Origin of the sequence: Virgibacillus sp. NKC19-16, from assembly GCF_021560035.1 — a bacterium.
GTDB classification, from domain to species: Bacteria; Bacillota; Bacilli; order Bacillales; family Amphibacillaceae; genus Virgibacillus_L; species Virgibacillus_L salidurans.
Map to the genome: position 1 here is coordinate 763,001 of NZ_CP074373.1, position 18,017 is coordinate 781,017.

The 18,017-nt window shown below is 36.7% G+C and carries 19 protein-coding genes and 2 pseudogenes; 16 read left to right on the plus strand and 5 right to left on the minus strand.

Features of this window, described 5'->3' with window-relative positions; translation table 11 throughout:
- The first annotated feature begins 110 nt into the window (after window positions 1–110).
- The 3 genes and pseudogenes from resA to KFZ58_RS04215 all read left to right on the plus strand — a co-directional run bounded on the left by resA (window position 111) and on the right by KFZ58_RS04215 (window position 2,063).
- Window positions 111–631: pseudogene (gene resA, locus KFZ58_RS04205) on the plus strand (thiol-disulfide oxidoreductase ResA).
- 72 nt (window positions 632–703) lie between these two features.
- Window positions 704–1,408 (plus strand): cytochrome c biogenesis CcdA family protein, encoded by a 705-nt coding sequence (locus KFZ58_RS04210; RefSeq protein WP_235793587.1) that lies wholly within the window; start codon window positions 704–706, stop codon window positions 1,406–1,408.
- 133 nt (window positions 1,409–1,541) lie between these two features.
- Complete coding sequence (locus KFZ58_RS04215) at window positions 1,542–2,063, plus strand: CueP family metal-binding protein (RefSeq protein ID WP_235793588.1); 522 nt, start codon at window positions 1,542–1,544, stop codon at window positions 2,061–2,063.
- 291 nt (window positions 2,064–2,354) lie between these two features.
- On the opposite strand, the gene KFZ58_RS04220 is transcribed toward KFZ58_RS04215, so the two are convergent.
- Window positions 2,355–3,002, minus strand: a complete 648-nt coding sequence (locus tag KFZ58_RS04220; RefSeq protein WP_235793589.1) for a YdhK family protein — start codon at window positions 3,000–3,002, stop codon at window positions 2,355–2,357.
- 390 nt (window positions 3,003–3,392) lie between these two features.
- Between KFZ58_RS04220 and KFZ58_RS04225 the strand changes: the two genes are divergently transcribed.
- Window positions 3,393–4,277 (plus strand): cupredoxin domain-containing protein, encoded by an 885-nt coding sequence (locus tag KFZ58_RS04225; protein WP_235793590.1) that lies wholly within the window; start codon window positions 3,393–3,395, stop codon window positions 4,275–4,277.
- Between the two features lie 80 nt (window positions 4,278–4,357).
- Here the strand turns inward: KFZ58_RS04225 and KFZ58_RS04230 are convergent, their stop codons facing one another.
- Complete coding sequence (locus KFZ58_RS04230) at window positions 4,358–5,596, minus strand: IS256 family transposase (RefSeq protein ID WP_304956804.1); 1,239 nt, start codon at window positions 5,594–5,596, stop codon at window positions 4,358–4,360.
- Between the two features lie 525 nt (window positions 5,597–6,121).
- Window positions 6,122–6,343, minus strand: coding sequence for a hypothetical protein (locus KFZ58_RS04235; RefSeq protein ID WP_235793591.1), 222 nt, complete (start codon window positions 6,341–6,343; stop codon window positions 6,122–6,124).
- A gap of 1,015 nt (window positions 6,344–7,358) precedes the next feature.
- Here KFZ58_RS04235 and istA point away from each other — a divergent pair.
- The 5 genes from istA (at window position 7,359) to KFZ58_RS04265 (ending at window position 11,427) form a co-directional block, all read left to right on the plus strand.
- Window positions 7,359–8,945, plus strand: a complete 1,587-nt coding sequence (gene istA / locus KFZ58_RS04240; protein ID WP_235793592.1) for an IS21 family transposase — start codon at window positions 7,359–7,361, stop codon at window positions 8,943–8,945.
- Window positions 8,942–9,706 carry an IS21-like element helper ATPase IstB gene (gene istB / locus KFZ58_RS04245; RefSeq protein ID WP_235793593.1) on the plus strand — a complete coding sequence of 255 codons (765 nt, stop codon included), beginning with the start codon at window positions 8,942–8,944 and terminating at the stop codon, window positions 9,704–9,706. Before istA ends, istB begins: the two co-directional genes overlap by 4 nt.
- Before the next feature lie 73 nt (window positions 9,707–9,779).
- Window positions 9,780–10,133: a hypothetical protein gene (locus KFZ58_RS04250; protein ID WP_235793594.1), complete on the plus strand. Its 354-nt coding sequence runs from the start codon at window positions 9,780–9,782 to the stop codon at window positions 10,131–10,133.
- 577 nt (window positions 10,134–10,710) lie between these two features.
- Window positions 10,711–11,022, plus strand: coding sequence for a YolD-like family protein (locus tag KFZ58_RS04260; protein ID WP_235793596.1), 312 nt, complete (start codon window positions 10,711–10,713; stop codon window positions 11,020–11,022).
- A gap of 255 nt (window positions 11,023–11,277) precedes the next feature.
- Window positions 11,278–11,427: a DUF7667 family protein gene (locus KFZ58_RS04265; protein ID WP_235793597.1), complete on the plus strand. Its 150-nt coding sequence runs from the start codon at window positions 11,278–11,280 to the stop codon at window positions 11,425–11,427.
- Between the two features lie 580 nt (window positions 11,428–12,007).
- On the opposite strand, the gene KFZ58_RS04270 is transcribed toward KFZ58_RS04265, so the two are convergent.
- A complete protein-coding gene (locus KFZ58_RS04270; RefSeq protein ID WP_255695112.1) occupies window positions 12,008–12,283 on the minus strand; it encodes a tyrosine-type recombinase/integrase in 276 nt (91 codons plus the stop codon).
- Window positions 12,284–12,361: 78 nt separating this feature from the next.
- On the opposite strand from KFZ58_RS04270, the gene KFZ58_RS04275 reads away from it, so the two are divergent.
- Window positions 12,362–12,550, plus strand: coding sequence for a hypothetical protein (locus KFZ58_RS04275; protein WP_235793599.1), 189 nt, complete (start codon window positions 12,362–12,364; stop codon window positions 12,548–12,550).
- A gap of 248 nt (window positions 12,551–12,798) precedes the next feature.
- On the opposite strand, the gene KFZ58_RS04280 is transcribed toward KFZ58_RS04275, so the two are convergent.
- Complete coding sequence (locus KFZ58_RS04280; protein ID WP_235793600.1) at window positions 12,799–14,001, minus strand: IS110 family RNA-guided transposase; 1,203 nt, start codon at window positions 13,999–14,001, stop codon at window positions 12,799–12,801.
- Between the two features lie 427 nt (window positions 14,002–14,428).
- Here KFZ58_RS04280 and KFZ58_RS04285 point away from each other — a divergent pair, with 427 nt between their 5' ends.
- From KFZ58_RS04285 to KFZ58_RS04310, 6 genes and pseudogenes are all read left to right on the plus strand, one after another.
- Complete coding sequence (locus tag KFZ58_RS04285; RefSeq protein ID WP_235793601.1) at window positions 14,429–14,749, plus strand: ArsR/SmtB family transcription factor; 321 nt, start codon at window positions 14,429–14,431, stop codon at window positions 14,747–14,749.
- A 91-nt stretch (window positions 14,750–14,840) separates the two neighbouring features.
- Window positions 14,841–15,724: pseudogene (locus tag KFZ58_RS04290) on the plus strand (permease).
- A 63-nt stretch (window positions 15,725–15,787) separates the two neighbouring features.
- Window positions 15,788–15,937 (plus strand): hypothetical protein, encoded by a 150-nt coding sequence (locus KFZ58_RS04295; protein WP_235793602.1) that lies wholly within the window; start codon window positions 15,788–15,790, stop codon window positions 15,935–15,937.
- Between the two features lie 173 nt (window positions 15,938–16,110).
- Complete coding sequence (locus KFZ58_RS04300) at window positions 16,111–16,455, plus strand: ArsR/SmtB family transcription factor (protein WP_235793603.1); 345 nt, start codon at window positions 16,111–16,113, stop codon at window positions 16,453–16,455.
- A 24-nt stretch (window positions 16,456–16,479) separates the two neighbouring features.
- Window positions 16,480–17,769, plus strand: coding sequence for an arsenic transporter (locus KFZ58_RS04305; RefSeq protein WP_235794659.1), 1,290 nt, complete (start codon window positions 16,480–16,482; stop codon window positions 17,767–17,769).
- A 49-nt stretch (window positions 17,770–17,818) separates the two neighbouring features.
- The gene (locus KFZ58_RS04310) at window positions 17,819–18,016 is read left to right on the plus strand and encodes a hypothetical protein (RefSeq protein ID WP_235793604.1); all 198 of its coding nucleotides are present in this window, start codon (window positions 17,819–17,821) and stop codon (window positions 18,014–18,016) included.
- Window position 18,017 lies beyond the last annotated feature (1 nt).

Genomic DNA, 18,017 nt, shown 5'->3' on the forward strand with positions numbered 1-18,017 from the left:
TTATTATACATTGCATTGGGTTAAGTCTTTAATCAAACTTCTTTGAGGATGATAATTGTGAGCTTGGATGAAGCAAAAAAGAAAAAAAGAACAAAAAAAGGAATCGTCTCATTTTTAGAATATCTATTCTTACCGTACTAGTGGCCGCGGTAGCCTTTGCCTTAGTATCAAATCTTCAGGCAGACAATTCGATATACCAGGTCGGAGATCAGGCACCTGACTTTCAACTTCAGCAGATTAATGCAAATAATGAATTAGAATCGGTACAATTGAGTGATTTAAGAGGAAAAGGTGTTATGCTGAATTTCTGGGGCACATGGGCGAACCATGTAAAGATGAAATGCCTTATATGCAAGATCTTTACCCTGAATATAAAGATAAAGGAATAGAGATAGTTGCAGTCAGTTTAGATGCAACGGAAATAGTTATTAACCGTTTTATTGACAACTATGACCTTACCTTTCCGGTTCCACACGATACGACAGGAGAAGTAATGGACTTGTATAAGGTGGGGCCGCTGCCAACCACTTTTTTCATTAGCCCAGAGGGAGAAATCACCGAAGTAATTGAAGGCGGTTTAACATTAGATAGTATTGAGGGATACTTACAGGAGATTCTTCCCGAAGCATAAAAACCAGTGGAAATTAATTCTATTTATATAAAACAAACTAAATTTGAATCTTGATAATGGAGGTGAAGACTTATGTCTGAGATTAACATCTTTCTTGCTTTTGGCGCAGGTTTTTTATCATTTATTTCACCATGTGTATTACCTCTTTACCCAGTATTTTTATCTTATATAACTGGCATGAGTGTAAGTGATATAAAGGAAGAAAATAAGAAAATAAATAAAAAAGCGCTTCTACATACGATTTTCTTCCTATTGGGTTTTTCAAGTATCTTTATTATGATTGGTTTTACTACAACATTTATATCTGAGTTCTTGTTAACATATCAGGATCTTATCAGGCAAATAGGATCCGTAGTAATTATTTTCTTTGGTCTCGTCATTGTAGGAGTACTTAAATTTGATTTCTTGATGAAGGACAGAAAGATTTCATTTAAGAATCGCCCGGGTGGGTTTTTTGGTACATTTATTATTGGGATGGCCTTTTCCTTAGGCTGGACACCTTGTACAGGACCGATACTCGCTATTGTATTATCCTTGGCTGCAACAAATCCGGATATTGGCATGGTTATGATGATAAGTTATATATTGGGATTTTCTATTCCATTTCTTATACTATCACTTTTTATTGGCAAATTAAATTGGATTAAAAAACATAGTATCCGTCTCGTGAAAATTGGTGGTTATGTAATGATATTTATGGGAATCGCGCTCTTTTTTGATTGGATGACTAAACTGACTGCCTTTTTGGCAGGGTGGTTTGGTTTTTATGGCTTTTAACAGGTATGTAGATTTATTTATAACATCTTTATAGAAGGGTAGCAATGAATGAGATAGGATGTCTAAAAAATCGCTTGTCTCAAAAGATTTATAAATTACACTTTTAAAAAATAGAATAGGGGCTGAATAATTTATGAAAAAAGGCATACTTGCAGTGATTGGATTATTGCTCATCTTAATAGTGGTGGCTTGTGATGATAGTACTTCGAATGAAAATGAAATAAAAGATATAAAAGAAACGGTACATGATTATAGTGTTGGAAATTCTGATGATGTATCTGCTTCCATTACTTCAGAAGAACTTATTGTAACTGATAGTAATAATAAAGAAACTACCTATGGTCTTCCGTCGGATGAATTTTTTGTTTCGATTGCACCGTTTATTAAAACAACGCACCCTTGTACCAATCATAGCCTAACTGGTTGCCAAGGGGAACTGGTGGAGAAAGAATTCGATGTATATATTCAAGATGAAGATGGTAATGTGATAGTTGACGAAACCATGACATCATTTGCAAATGGATTCATCGATATATGGTTACCTCGTGATAAAACATATCAAGTTAAAATTGAATATGATGGAAAAACAGCGGAATCAGAAATATCTACTTTTGAAGGAGACAATACTTGTATAACAACAATGCAGTTATCTTAGTGCTATTTTCTCGTAATTACCTTTAGAAAAATTTTTATCATTTTGGTGGCTTGTTTTTAACAAACGTCTTAAACAATAAAACAGAAAAATTCATCATCTAAAGGTCTATTTTAATCGGTAAGATGACATTTTTATTAGATTAACCCTTTGAAAAAATGGAACATAATAATCTCGTATGCACCCTTTTCTGTAGAATGATGTGATGGTTAGCCATACTACCAGAATAGTTTCCCTGCTGTGTCTATAAAAAAAAGCCTATCGATAGGCTCTTTTTGATAACACTTTTACGGTCTATTCTACTGGTGATAGTTCACTTTCTGTTACCCATTTATGGTTTGACACTTCTTCTCCGCCATTGGTTGGAGTGAAGCTAACCATATAAACAGTGGTTTCCTCAGCTGAGTCGATTTCAGCAGTTGCACCATCCATGCCTTCCATATGTGAGGCATCAAGGGTAACTTCTGTACCTGGTTCTAATGGAGCCTCTCCGGGGTTCTCAAGTTCTTCATGGATAACCCATTTGTGGTCTTCTACTGGCTCCCCGCCATTCGTTGGCGTATAGGAAACAGTATATACTGTAGTATTATAAGCCCCATCGATTGTTGCTTCAGCACCTTGCATTCCTTCCATATGGTCGGATTCAATGATTGCTTGGCTTTCGACTTCATAGGATGGATCAGCAGCTGTTTCCAGGGTATCAGGGACTTCGCCGGAGCTGGAGTGATTCATGCCGGAATGATCCATGTTTTCATCAGAACCGGATTCTGACTCCGTATTTTCGTCACTGCCTGATTCCATATTTACATTTTCTTGGTTCTCTTCCTGGTTTGTTTCTTCGTTTTGGTCTTGACTTGTGTCTTCATTACCTCCACCGCATGCTGCGAGAAGAATTGCAGAGATGAATAGAACAGTCCCAATCAGTAATTTTTTATTTTTCACGTTTAGCCTCCTAGTATTGGTGTGTCCACTTACTTAATAAGTGTACCCGATTTATATGCAGTTTTTGTGCAGAATTTATAACAAATTGTAGAAATAAAGGATAAGTAAAGGGAGTTGAAATTCTGCACATAACATGGATACTTTTTATTTATGATAACCTGGATTATGTAATAAAAAACTAAAAATCGAGGGCTAGCTTGAAATGAAGAAAAAGTATTGTGATTATCATGGTAATCATTATTGTTCGAATCGTAGCTGGATATAATGAAAATGTTTTACGCACTTCATGATTTCCAGGTATATTTTATGAAAAAATAATATTCAAATGAATGAACCTTCTTAACAAACATATAATGAATCATCAGGACAAGTTTATAAAGGAGAAAATATATGACGCTTTCGTTATATGTAACTTTCATGGGCATTTTCATGTTATCAACAGTTATAATATGGAAAACTATATTACATAGAAATAAAATTACAGTTATGGCTGGGATGATGATTGCAATGGCACTTGGAATGAGCGCTGGATTAACGATAGGTGTAATTGCAGGAATTATATTATCAGGAAATTTATTTTACTCTACAGTGTTCGCTATGGTATTAGGGGTTATTTTTGGCTTCTTAGCTGGGATGCCAATTAGCCTGATGGCTGTACTGGATGGAACCCTAGCAGGAATCATGGGTGGAATGATGGGTGCAATGCTTGGGGAAATGATAGCTCCTGAATTTCAGGATGCATTAATAAGAATAATGTTTGTATTATTCATTGCAACGATACTTATTCTTTTTCAAATGATGCATCAGGAGTTTATTAAAACCAAAGGATGGTTGAGTCATCCTGTTATCATGATCTTTGGGTTTGCGCTTTTTATCACAGTGTATAATCAAATGGGTCCACTTACTTCCACTTCACCATTTCAGAATAACAACGAAAATATGAACACTAAAAACCTGGTAATCCAAGCTGATGAATTCTCTTTCTCACCAAATCAAGTAGATTTAACTGCCGGGGAAACAATAAAGGTAACACTTGATAACATTGGTGAAGTAGAGCATGATTTAGAAGTTATAGGAATGGAAGCAGAAGTTGAGGAAATGTCTTCTTCACATGATCACCATCAAGAGGATAGTCAAATTCATGTTCACAGTAATCCGGGGGAAGAACAGGAAGTTTCATTTACTCCACTCAATCCAGGTAAATACCGTTATATATGTACAATTCCGGGGCACGCAGAATCAGGGATGAGTGGAATGATAGAGATAGTTTCATAGCAAACATGAAAACCAGACTGCTAAATTGTTATCAGTCTGCATTATAATGGGTTTGTCAAATAAAGTGTGTAAATCAACTCTTACTCAAGATACTTTAAAACCCTATCCTTAAGATTTTCATGTAGGAGGAGTTGGTTCATAACCATTGGCCAGCTTTGGATATAGCCACCTTCCCATTTTTTCTCAAGTTCGGTCACGCGTAAATATAAGACTTTTAAAAGGGCGTTCTCGTTGGGGAATGCTCCTTTTTTGGTTACCTTTCTGAAGCTGGAGTGAATACTCTCAACCGCATTGGTTGTGTACATAACTTTACGGATAGCACTTCCATAATCATAGAGTTGCTCAACATGATGAAAGTTCCTTGTCCAAACATCAATCGCTCCTGGATAGGAAGCCCATTGTTGTTGGAACGATTCAAATGCACTATGACAAGCCTTAAGGCTTGGTGCACCATATACCTTTCTTAAGGCTTTGGTGAATGCTTTATAATCTTTGCTTGGTACATATTTAACGGAGTTACGAATCAAGTGAACCATACAACGTTGGACGGTCACATTAGGAAAAATAGAACGTGCACCTTCCTCTAAGCCACTCACACCATCCATGGAGATAAAGAAAATGTCTTCAACACCTCTCGCTTTGATTTCATCAAATATCTGCATCCATTTATGTTTGCTTTCCGTTTCATTTAACCATAATCCAAGTATTTCTTTAGTACCCTCTATGGTGTATCCTAAGATCGTGTAGACGGCATATTTCTTCGTCTCATATTGATTACGAACAGTTGTATACATGCAATCAACAAATACAAATGCATAACAACTACTTAACGGTCTAGATTGCCATTCTTCCAACTCAGAAAGAACATGATCTGTAATATCAGAAACCATTTCATGAGAGACAGAAAAACCGTAAATATCCTCAATCGTTGAAGAAATGTCTCGCTGCGACATTCCGCGGGCATACATGGAAATCACTTTATTCTCAATCGCAGAGACATCCTTTTTACGTTTGGGTATCAGTTCAGGATTAAAAGACCCATCACGATCACGTGGTACCTTAATACCTACTTCACCTGAACTGGTTTTTATGGATTTCTTCCCGTATCCATTACGTCTGTTTTCCGTAGCCTTTTCATCTTTATCATTCGATTCATAACCTAAATGGTGATTCATTTCACCCTTAAGCACCGTTTCAAACATCGGTCCGAAGATATCTCTAAGGGCATTTTGCATATCTTCTACAGACTCCGGTTGATATTCCTCAATTATTCGGTTCGCTAGATCAACAGACTTGGAATCTCGTTTTGGCTTATCCAATAGAATAACCTCCCGTTTGAATTATTTTAATTGTAACAATAAAAAACTGAACTGCGAAGTAAGAGCCGTACGCTCTCTCACTTACACAGTTCAGTTTACACTCCCATTATAATTGCAATCCGTGATTTAAAGGATACGCTATAGTATACTTTCAACGCTACTTAACAAGATTTACTACTACAGATATAATTTTAATAAGACAATAAATCAATTGAACCATGTGAGTATGAACACTGGTACTAGAATATTTTTCCTGATCTATCTTTCTTTGCCTTTTACAAATATAATTATATGGAAAATAACGGACAGTTCCTAGAATAACGCCTGCCTGCTACTTATGAATGTTTTATCTTAGCAACAGGCGTTATTCTGTTTCAATATTCATTGGTTTAAAAGATGCTCGAAATGAAGCTGTAGACATATTTTTTGCTGTGTCATGCGCCTCCAAAGCTATCCATTTATTATTACCGCCATTTCCATTTCCCAGTTTATCGGAAGTATGTTCATGTTCTATTCTAAAAGAGGTTAAAGGGGGGACTTCCACATCGTTATGATAAAATTTGGGTTAATAAAGGCTAACATAACCCATGCATGAGAACGCATAACATCCTCTTGTAATTTGAGGATATTCCTTAACTCCATATTGGTCACTGAAGATTGATAAGCAGCTAATTTGTTTATGACACCTTCATGGGCTGATAAATGTTCTGCCATTAGCCCAAGGTCAATTGCTGGTAATGAATCCATATAAACACCTCTTTCAATAGGTTATTACAATATATGCCTAAGAAAGTATTTTGTTTAATCCCGAATTTATTAAAAAAATACATTAGGGGGATAAGCTCACAAGGTATATTATAAATTGAACGAATTACCCGTTCATTGGATAGGGAATTAAATGATTATGAAATGAAAAAGTGGGGTGTAAAGAAAGAAAAAGAGTATAAACAAGAATTTGAGATGGAAATGTAGGCATGAAAACATTTGATTAATGAAATTACAGCTGAGTATCCATTTAAGAAACGTTTCGTGTTATACTAAAAACAACAATAGATTGGCTTCGCATGAGGGGTGGCGCACCGATCGACCTTCTTTGGAATCTTTCAAGAAGGGAGGTGTTGCCTATGGATATAGAAAACGTTTTAACGCTGATGATTTCCTTCGGCATGTTAATAGCGTTTATCATGTCCGATAAAAGTCATAAAAAATAACCCCTCTGCGTATGAACAGGCGTAAGGGGTTATTTTAATCCTGCGCCGCCCCTCTTGATGGGGTACGGTCTATTGTGCCGTAGACGAGGCAACGTCTACGGCTTTACTATTATATGACCTTCTACTAACAGTATACCCGATTTTTCTAAAAAAGAAAACACAAACTGTTGCTTTTGATCAAACCCCCACCAGTTTGTGTTTTATTAAATCATTTTATACCTTTGTTACTCCCTAATTGCCCACGATTGAGTAGGAAGGGATAAAGTGACCCTTTACAGCAAGGTGGTAACTTATACACTGGAACAACCGATCGAGCAGGCTCAACCATGCATCAAAGCCTTATTTATCGAACGGGTGTGACTGATAAACTAAAGTATACAGTTTCCGCTAAATAAAAGTTTACACTTTTCCCAGATGTGAGTGCAGTTTTTATATGGCTGCCCACGGCAGCCATATAAAAACTGTCCGGCGCGAAAATGGGCATAAAATAAAAGAACCATCACTGCTATAATGGTAGTTTGATAGATTACAACAGTGATGGAGGCAAAAAGGTGGATAAGTGGGAAATGTATATGGAAATTAAGCAATTATTAAAACAAGGTTTTAGTAAAGTAAAGGTGGCTGAAAAGCTTGGTATATCCAGGGTCACTGTATACCGTTACTTAAAACGTAATCCCCAGGATATGGCGGAATGGGTTACACAAACAAAAACTAGAAAGAAGAAATTGGATGACTATCAAGAACTGATTCTCTCCTGGTTACGTGAACACCCTGACCTGACAGCTGCCCAAGTATTTGATTGGCTTATGGAGAAGTATCAGAAGCTGCAAGTAGCTGAAAGTACGGTACGACTCTATGTAAGGGAACTACGCAGGGAATATGATATTAAAAAGGAACCGAACCCTCGATCTTATGAGGCTGTACCGGAGTTGCCGATGGGAAAACAAATGCAGGTCGATTTTGGGCAAACGGAGCAATTAACTCCCGATGGCAAAAAGGTAAAGCTTTATGCGATAGCGTTTGTCCTATCTAATTCACGGTATAAATATAAAGAGTGGTTGGATAGACCCTTTACTACTAGGGATGTGGTTCATACCCATGAGAATGCCTTTCGCTATTTTGGGGGAGGAACTCCAGACGAGATTGTTTATGATCAGGATGCGCTAATCCTTGTCAGTGAAAATAGTGGGGACTTAATCCTAACGCATGAATTCCAGACTTATAAAGAAGATAGAGGTTTGACGATAAGAATGTGTAGGAAAGCTGATCCACAGAGCAAGGGAAAAATAGAAAATGTAATCAAGTATATCAAATATAACTTTGCGAAAAACCGATTATATTACGGACTTGAAGCATGGAATGAAGCAGGTTGGGATTGGTTAGAGCGCACTGGTAATTACAAAATTCATCATACAACAAAAAAGAGACCGGTAGAAGTGTTCACCCTCGAAAAGCAACACTTGCGACCAATCTCTCAACGTATCGACAAATATGCCGATAACCACTATGAATCAAGTATAACAAGAAATGTTCGTAAGGACAATGTCATTTGGTATGATTCCAATCGATACAGCGTCCCTCTTGGGACATTTCATAAGACAAAAAAAGTTTATATTGAAACAACAGATGATGCGTACCTTTGTATACGAGAATCAAAAGAAGGGCCGATCATCGCAAAGCATAAAATAGACCCTAGAAAAGGGGAACTGATTCAGAATAACAAGCATAAGCGTGATCGTACCAAAGGTATCGATACATTTATTGAAACAGTTATATCAGGATTCACAGATGAGGAAAAAGCAAGATTGTATTTGAACGAAATCTATATGCGAAAACAACGTTACATTCGTGATCAACTCCAGATGATAGCCAAACAAATTAAAAAATATGACCAGCGATTATTAGATCTGGCTTTGGAAGAATGTATGAAGAAACAACTATTTAGTGCAACAGATTTTAGCGATGTCATTCACTATCTTGAACGACAACGGGGAGCAACAGTTACTGAGGGAAAAATATATTCCCGAGGGAATGCGCCAAGGCCACGCCACCCTTTGGGTGATTCAATTGTTCAAACAAATACACAAATAAGGGATATAAATGAATACGTATCCGTTTTAGAGGGGGATAAACGATGAATCAGTTAACGACATTACAGAGTAAACTGAAGTCTCTTCGCCTTGCGGAAACGGCAGATCATTTACCAGTACTCTTACAGGAGGCTGATTCAAATGATGAAACATATGCGAGCATGCTTATGAAAATGGTGGATTACGAACAACTAAGACGTGACGAGAAACAGGTAGAAAAACGACTGAAATGGGCAACATTTCCCTATCAGAAAACGTTGGATTCGTTCGATGTAAGTGAGCAACAGTCCATGAGCAAAAAGCAATTTAATAAATTGAAGGAGTTATTGTGGATTGAGCAGCTATTCAACATTATCCTGCTTGGACCGCCGGGTGTGGGCAAAACACACTTGGCGATAGGGCTAGGGATGCAGGCTATTAATCAAGGTTATAAGGTTATATTCACCTCCATGGGAGAGCTGATACATAACTTAAAAACCGAGGAAATTACACGCAAATCGCAAACTAGGATGAAGCGTATACGAAACGCTGATCTCGTCATTATTGATGATCTGATGTTTATGGCAATGGACCAACACGAAGCAAACTTATTCTTCCATTTAATTAATGATTTATATAATAACGCCAGTATCGTACTAACTTCCAATAAGGCTCCGAAGGAGTGGGGAGAGCTGTTAGGCGACCCGGCTATAACAACAGCTATATTGGATCGAATTATTCATCGAGCAGAGATCATTCACTTAAATGGGGATAGTTATCGAATGAAACATAGATCATCTATTTTTGAAGAAGAAAGTGTAACAAATTAATTAGCGAAAACTGTAACTTTTTACTTGACGGTTACAACGGGCCAGATTATCGAAGAAAGTATTATGAAAGGGAGTGGTTACCATTGGAATTTCATTAATATTTTTAGCGATTATAAGTATTCTTGCACTTTTAACGTTTATTGTTCCTGTGATTATAGCTGTTAGAGCACCTAGAAAGATTTCTTTTGTAATTTTAGGGTTGTTGATTTTACATTGGGTATTTTTCTTAACTAATGGCTACACTCTGTTATCAACAAATATTGCAAATGCCATGTTTGTTCCTGTTTGGTTAGTGCTATGCGTAGCTGGTGCATTCACAGCTATCTATGAATTTAAAAACAACAAAGGTTTTGCTATCACAGTTGCTGTCTTAACAACAATAAGTTTGTTATTTAGTATTCTTGCTCACGGGATAGGAAAAATGTAAAAGTCATTTTCTATACAACTAACGGGCGCCCGATTGTTGAAGATCAAAAGTCTAAATCCTCTCTAAATAGAAGAAGAAAATTAGGCTTTTTTATCCTTCGTTATTTTTAATATTATCCTATTGGTAATTGCGCTGGCAATAGGGGTGAAAAGCATGTCAGAAGTGGTACATTCTTGTGGCTGATCAGTTGTGCGTGAAATGCTTTCATGGCTAGATCTGGAAGACGTTGATACCGATTCGAGAGAAGGAAATAAAGAGGATGACGACTCTTAAATGTTAATTTGCACATTTTCCCACTTGATAAGCAAAATTTGTTCGTATATAATTAGAACAAATGTTTGATTAAGGGGTGTAGTCAAATGAAAGGTTTGCTCAGACGTTCTGTTGAGCACAAAGAAAAAATTGTAATCTTATATATAGATAGTGGAGACCAAGTTACCCAGCGTTATATCCGAGTGCTGCAGGTAAATAATGATTCAATTCTTGCTTACTGCTATTATCGTAGGAAAGTCAGAACTTTTAAGTTAGATAATATCCTTTCAGCTGGATCAATCCATAAAAGATTGGGGGCGTAATAATGAATGATCGCGGAACAATCAAATGGACATCTTTAATGATGCCGGAGCAGACTCAACTATTAAATGAAATGTGGGAGCAACAGGATTGGAAAGAAAAGCCTGATCTAGATGGACAGTATATAGCTGAAATAAATTTAAAGATAGAAATGGCATTAGAAAATGACTTAACGATTGAAATAGAATATTTTAAAAATCATGATTACCACAAAATAAAAGGCAAGCTGTTAGGTGTAGATGTGCTTAATCAGTTTGTGCAAATCGAGGATGAGTATTTGCCGCTGGACAGCATCACCGGTGCTTGGATTGATTGACCTTCTTAATTGAGGGGTTTATTTTTCTCCATCGAAATCCGCATCTAATAGCGCAACGTCATATTATCCCTGCTTCAATTCCTTCATTGAAAGTATATATTTTTTAAATTCCTCATCGTACAAATTAGGAACGTTGCTCCAGTTATATTCCCTGCGTTGTACTTCATCATCTGTTATGGCCGACACATCAAAGAATAGATTTAAGCACATTAATGGTAAAGGTATTAATAGATCAGAGATGGAGGAATTAAAAACATGTATGGATGCACATATGCAAAAGGCGTAGAGTTAGTAGACCTCAAAAACCAATCACGTATGGCATCCATTATTAATGATACGGATGTGCAGGATGAAATATGCTCCAATATTGACAAATTAATGAGTGAAATGTATCAATATAAATGATTAGGTGTAATCGATGTGAGGTTCTAAAAACCTCGCAAAAAATCAGATTAAAAATAAAAACACGGAAACAAGCGAGTGTTTGTTCGTGAATAAAATATCCCTAATACTTGATTTAACATTATACGAGATCTAATAGAAATTCAAAAAACCTCAAAATATGATATCATTCAATTTTATAATGAGGAACGATACCAAGAGAGATTAAACAGCCTAGCACCGTTAGAATATCGGTACCAGGCTGTGGCATTGATCTTTTGTTTTTCACTGTCTACTTGACAGGGCGCTGTTCACATGCATTGTACGTCTTTCTTATATTGTAATGGTTTATGTGAGGCTTTAAAACCTCACATAAACCTCACAAAAATCAATAAAAACAAGAAATCAAGCGAAATTAAGTCCTTAATTAACAAGCTCTAAATAATAGAAAGTGCTTAATTCAGACACCCACGAAATGCTAAGTAAAACTGTCAAGTACGGGCGGCATGATGTAAGCCCTGCCCTAAGACCCTGAAACACCAGTCTTTCTAAGCTTCTTACAGTCATTAGGAACAGGAAAGTCACAAAAAAGTCACGTTTTTTCTTAAAAAAATTTTTTGAAGATGTTCCCGTAGAGATTATTTACTTTTGCGGGAGCATCTTTTTTCATTTTGTTTGTGACATGTGTATAAACTTGCATTGTAGTTGCTACGTCTTCATGTCCAACACGTTGCATAATTGTAGGGATACCTACACCTGTCTCTGTCAACATGCTAATTTGTATGTGCCTAAAAATGTGGGGTGTTGCTCTTATTATATTTGTTATGGACATGAGGCGGTCCATCAGATCTAATACATCTTTTTCACGAAAGGATAATATTTTTGGTTTGTTCTTTTTTTACTGTTGGTAGGTTGTGGTTCGGACTATGAGGATTTAATAGAAAATACTACGAGTCATGTGCAAGACAAGTTGATTGGTTCATATGAGGAATTAAATGTTCGCGAAAATGCTTATGTTTATGTTTGGGATAATGGTAGATATATAGGTGCATCTTTGGATGTAGAAGATAAATCGGAAACAGAGTATTTTTTTGAAATAGTTGAGGGGATTATGATCGTTTGCCACAGTATGAAGCTGATCAATTGATGGAAAGAGAGCCTGATTATCGTGAACAGTTTGGAGAGGAAATCTAAGCTATATCCTTATCTAATTAATCATCTGAGGTAAAGTTCTATTCGGAAACGGTTGTTTATTCTTAAGCAATACCAGCTAATAGTTGTCAACATTTAAAGGTAAAAAAGTTCAATGAAACATGTTACACTAAAATTGGACATGCCAAATAACCTTACCGTTGTATCGATAAGATTTCGGAATATTGTTAATTTAAATCATTTTTAAGGTTGATCTACAAAGACTTCTTGATGTTTTAACATGGCATGAATCCAGTGAATGAGTTTATTAGCACAGGCAATCATAGCAACCTTGTGAGGTTTGCCCTCGTTTCTTTTGCGATCATAAAAGACTATCAGTTTTTTATTGCGATTTTTGGCCAGGCCGCATTGCACAGCCGTATAAAGGGCCTGACGTAATCTTGATGATCCCCTTTTCGTGATGCGGTTGATGGCAGCCTTATATTTACCTGATTCGAAGACTGCTGGGTCTACCCCAGCATAGGCAGCCAGTTGCTTAGGCCGTTCAAACTGACCAATTCCCCCAATTTCGGAGATGATTGTTGCCGCAATCTTTTCCCCGATCCCGGGAATAGATCGAGTCAATTCATAGTCTTCAAAGGATTGAGCCAGTGTATCTATCTCCTTTTTTAACTTGGATAGGTGCTCTTGGTATTGAAAAAGCATCTGGATATACAGTCGCAAGCTGATAAGCTGACCTTGATTAACAGGATGTTGAAAGGGATTACGTTCTGCGGCATCTTTTAATTGAGCTGCTTTATGCAAAAACCATGCATAGGAACGCCTTGCCCCAAATTGACGCATCTCCATGGCCAAAGCCTGTTGAGAAACGTTTTGAGTATCCAAAGAAGTCGGATACTGCAGTAAGGTGTTCAACGAGAGGTCGCCATAAAGGTCACTAAAAACACCATGATATTCTGGGAAAATCTGATCCACAACAGCCTGAAACTGAAGCTTGATATCAACATAACTATTCGTTAAAGCGCTGTGCTGCCTGGTTAATTGACGCAGATTCAAGTATTGCTCGGTTTTCCTCTGAAAAACTTCCAAATCTTCTTTATAGTAAAGCTCACCCAGATGGAATGCATCAATTTTGTCCGTTTTTACTTTGCGCAAACTGGTTTTTTTGGCTTCAGAGGAAACCACTGGGTTAATCAAATAATATGTTATGCCGTGCTCTTCAAGAAATTGGAGCACAGGCTCATGATAGTGCCCCGTGGATTCAAAGATGACAGCCGGAGGTTGGCCAGAAACCCGTTCCACTTCCTGATAAAACTGATAAAAATCATGAAGTCCTTGTAAATCGTGTTTAAATTTAAAGCTTTGTTTATAAGCCTCTTTCCTTTGTAAAAAGGCTTGGACCTGGCTTTCTCCTTTTGCGATATCCAGGCCGATAACAGGGTCCATATGTGATCACAACTCCTTTAATAGATTCGCCGGTACGCCCCTATACCACTTGTAGTTTCATAGCTTCGCTTGTTATGCGGGATCATGTCCCAACCAGCCTCAAACATGTTTCTACAAGGAAGGGGTGGACAGTATTACGGACGGGATCAAGTCCCACGGGCCATTTCGTCCTACCCCGGCTTCCTCAATAATAAAACCTATTAAAAATAGGTCAACCAGTACAATGACTGGCTACCATATAATACGATCGGGCCTTATTGTCATATAGTTATTGGAAATTAAAGTTTAGTTTAAAGTGCTTAAGTTGTGTTGATTTATTGTGTAAATAAATCAACTTTTTTTGATCATTAAGGTTGCAATTTTATTTTATGAATAATATACTATTGATAAATCAAAAAAAGTTGATGTTTTGCTTGGAGGTGAAAAAATGGAGTTAATTAAAAGTATAAATGAATTAGGCGAAGATGAGGCACTTGATTTTTATGAAAATATGTTCAATGCTTTGGCTGATAAAATTCGACTTAAAATTATAAATGAAATCAGTAAAAGCCCAGATAAGTATTTATGTGTTTGTGATTTAGAAGAAAAATTAGAGTTAAAGCAATCAAAACTATCTTACCACTTAAAGAAATTAGTAAATGCTAATATTCTGATTCCAGAAAAACATGGTACATGGAACTATTATAAAATTAATGAGAAACAAATAGAGGTTGTTTTATCTGAAGATACTTGTTGTAAAATTTTCTAATAGGTATCTTAGTTTTTCACCATATACATCAATAAATATTGATTTATATATCAAAAAAAGTTGATAAATAAGAGGTTAAGGAGTTATGATAATGACAGATTCAATTTTAGAGTTCATGAGAACTTTTTAATACTATTTTTTGAATTACTTGCCTTATTTATTGTTGTGAGTTTTATTGTGAGTTTCATTCAACAAGTAGTATCAGAAGAAAAAATTAAAAAATTTTTAAATCGTCCAAACAAAGCTGTTAATTATTTACTAGGGACATTCTTTGGGGCAATTACGCCATTTTGTTCATGTTCAACAATACCTATACTTGCAGGATTATTAAATGCTAAAGTCCCATTTGGACCTTCAATGAGTTTTTTAATTGCTTCGCCACTAATGAACCCTGTCATGATTTTTATGCTTTGGATGCTTTTAGGTTGGAAAATTGCGCTAGTATATTTTATCGTGCTAAGTATTTTTAGTATTTTAGTAGGGCTTTTATTTTCAAAAATTAATTTAGCAGAGACATATAAGGGTGTAACTGTTAAAGGAGATGGATTTTTCAGTAACAAACAAGGTTCCAGGGTTAAGCAAGCTTTAAATGATGCTTGGGCATTCCTTTATCCAATGCTTCCATACTTATTTATAGGAGTCTTTATTGGTGCATTTATTTACGGATTTGTTCCAGCAGATTTCATTACAAAATACGCCAGTGGTGATGGAATATTTTCCGTAATGATTGCTTCAGTTATTGGTATTCCAATGTATATTCGTCCTGAAACAATGCTCCCTATTGCAGAAGCCCTTGTATCAAAAGGTATGTCTATGGGTACTGTGATTGCTTTAGTTATTGGTGGTGCAGGTGCAAGTATTCCAGAAGTAGTTATGTTGTCTAAACTATTTAAAAAGAAATTTTTAGTGGCATTTATTTCAGCTATTTTAATTGTGGCTATAGGCACTGGCCTTATAGTTAATTCAATCTTTTAGGTTTAAAAAGAAAATAGTTTTACGCTTGCATTATAAAGTTACCCTTTTAAGGAGGTGATATTCATGGCAGAAAAAAAGTCTGGTTTTAAAAAGTTGTTCTCTAAACCTAATCAAGCTTGCTGTAGCGTTGAAATTGAAGAAGTCAAATCGACTGAAGATAGTTGCTGCGGATCGACAACGGAGAACACTGAAAAGCAGCAGAAAGAGGCGTAATAAGGGAAATTAGGACCTAGAACCATTGTAAAAAGGGCTTCATTGAGAAGTCCTTTTTTGATACTGTACAAATAGGCGTAATCAATCACAATTTATTTTTTAGATCATATCATTTGCATATATAAGCAAGTGATTATATACTAATAAACGAATAAGAAAGGTGGTGTATATATATGCTTAAAACTGCAATTGAAATGGATAAAGCTGCGATGATTTTCAAATTGTTGGGTGATAAAACGCGTTTAACCATGGTAAAAATACTTGATGCACATGATTGCTGTGTTTGTGAGTTTGTGGAGATATTCAAAGCAAGCCAGCCGTCGATCAGTCAGCACCTGCGAAAACTGAGGGATGTTGGGCTGGTGAAGGAAGAAAGAAGGGGACAGTGGATATTTTATTCGATTAATAAAGCGCATGAATATTATCCATTTGTTCAACAGCTACTTGAGCCGTTGCCTGACCAGGATGATAAATTAGAGCAATTGGAAGAAAGTGGCGGACGAATTACTTGTTGTTAATTGGGGGTTAAGGTTTTGTCATCAATGCTTATACTAGCAATTTTAATTTTTGTAGTAACGCTTGTTTTAGTTATCTGGCAGCCAAAGGGGCTGTCAATTGGATGGTCCGCAATCGGTGGTGCCATTATTGCCTTATTAGTTGGGGTAGTTGGATTTAGCGACGTCATAGAAGTAACAGAAATCGTATGGAATGCAACCCTGGCTTTTGTTGCGATTATTCTGATCTCATTAATATTAGATGAAATAGGGCTCTTTGAGTGGGCGGCACTACATATGGCCAGAATTGCAAAAGGCAACGGGATCAAGATGTTTGTCTATATCAGTATTTTAGGTGCAATTGTAGCTGCCTTCTTCGCAAACGACGGTGCAGCTTTGATATTGACACCAATTGTGCTGGCAATGGTTCGGAACTTGAATTTTACCGAAAAAATGATCTTTCCGTTCATCATGGCAAGTGGGTTTATTGCAGATACCACTTCCCTACCGTTCGTGGTAAGTAATCTGGTGAACATCGTATCCGCAGACTTCTTTGGTATCGGATTTGTGGAATATGCTTCCAGAATGATGATTCCAAACTTATTTGCACTGATAGCAACTATCACCGTATTGTTGATCTATTTCAGGAAAAGTATCCCGAGATCCTATGATGTATCCAAATTAAGCAAACCTGCAGATGCCATTAAGGATATGAGAATGTTTCGTCTATCATGGTATGTACTTGGGCTGCTAGTTATCGGCTACTTTGCAAGTGAGTTCATCAACCTTCCTGTTTCCATTGTTGCTGGTATTATAGCCATCTTCTTCTTGATTATGGCACGAAACAGTAGCGCAGTGGATACAAAAGCTGTTATTAAAGGTGCGCCATGGAATATCGTATTTTTTTCTATTGGCATGTATGTAGTGGTATATGGGTTAGGAAATGCTGGGCTTACTGATGCATTAGCTACCGTTATTCAAGCTGCAGCAGAACAAGGTTTATTCGTTGCTACGATAGCCATGGGCTTTATCGCTGCTTTCTTGTCATCCATCATGAACAATATGCCAACCGTGATGATCGATGCTATGGCTATCGCTGAAACAAATACTTCCGGTGCGATCCGGGAAGCACTGATTTATGCGAACGTAGTTGGGGCTGACTTAGGTCCAAAAATCACACCGATTGGATCCCTGGCAACGTTAGTATGGCTTCATGTGTTGTCGCAAAAAGGAGTGAAGATTTCATGGGGAACCTATTTTAAAACAGGAATCATTTTAACGATTCCAATCTTGTTCATTACCTTAATAGGACTGTATTTGACGTTATCGGTTTTATAAAGAAACATTTTCATTTAAAGACTATGTCATTGGGGAAGGACATGGTAAGATGAGAGGCTCATTCGTAGTTCCTAGATTATTAATTTTAGTGGGTGTGTTTTTTATCTCTGCAGGTGTAGGGCTAAGATATATAAACACTTATGTACCAATACTTGGGATTGTCGTAGGGATACTATTTTTCCTGCTAGCAGGGCATATTTCAAGATTATTTGGGAAAAAAGAAGAACAAATTAGAAAGGAGCATTAAG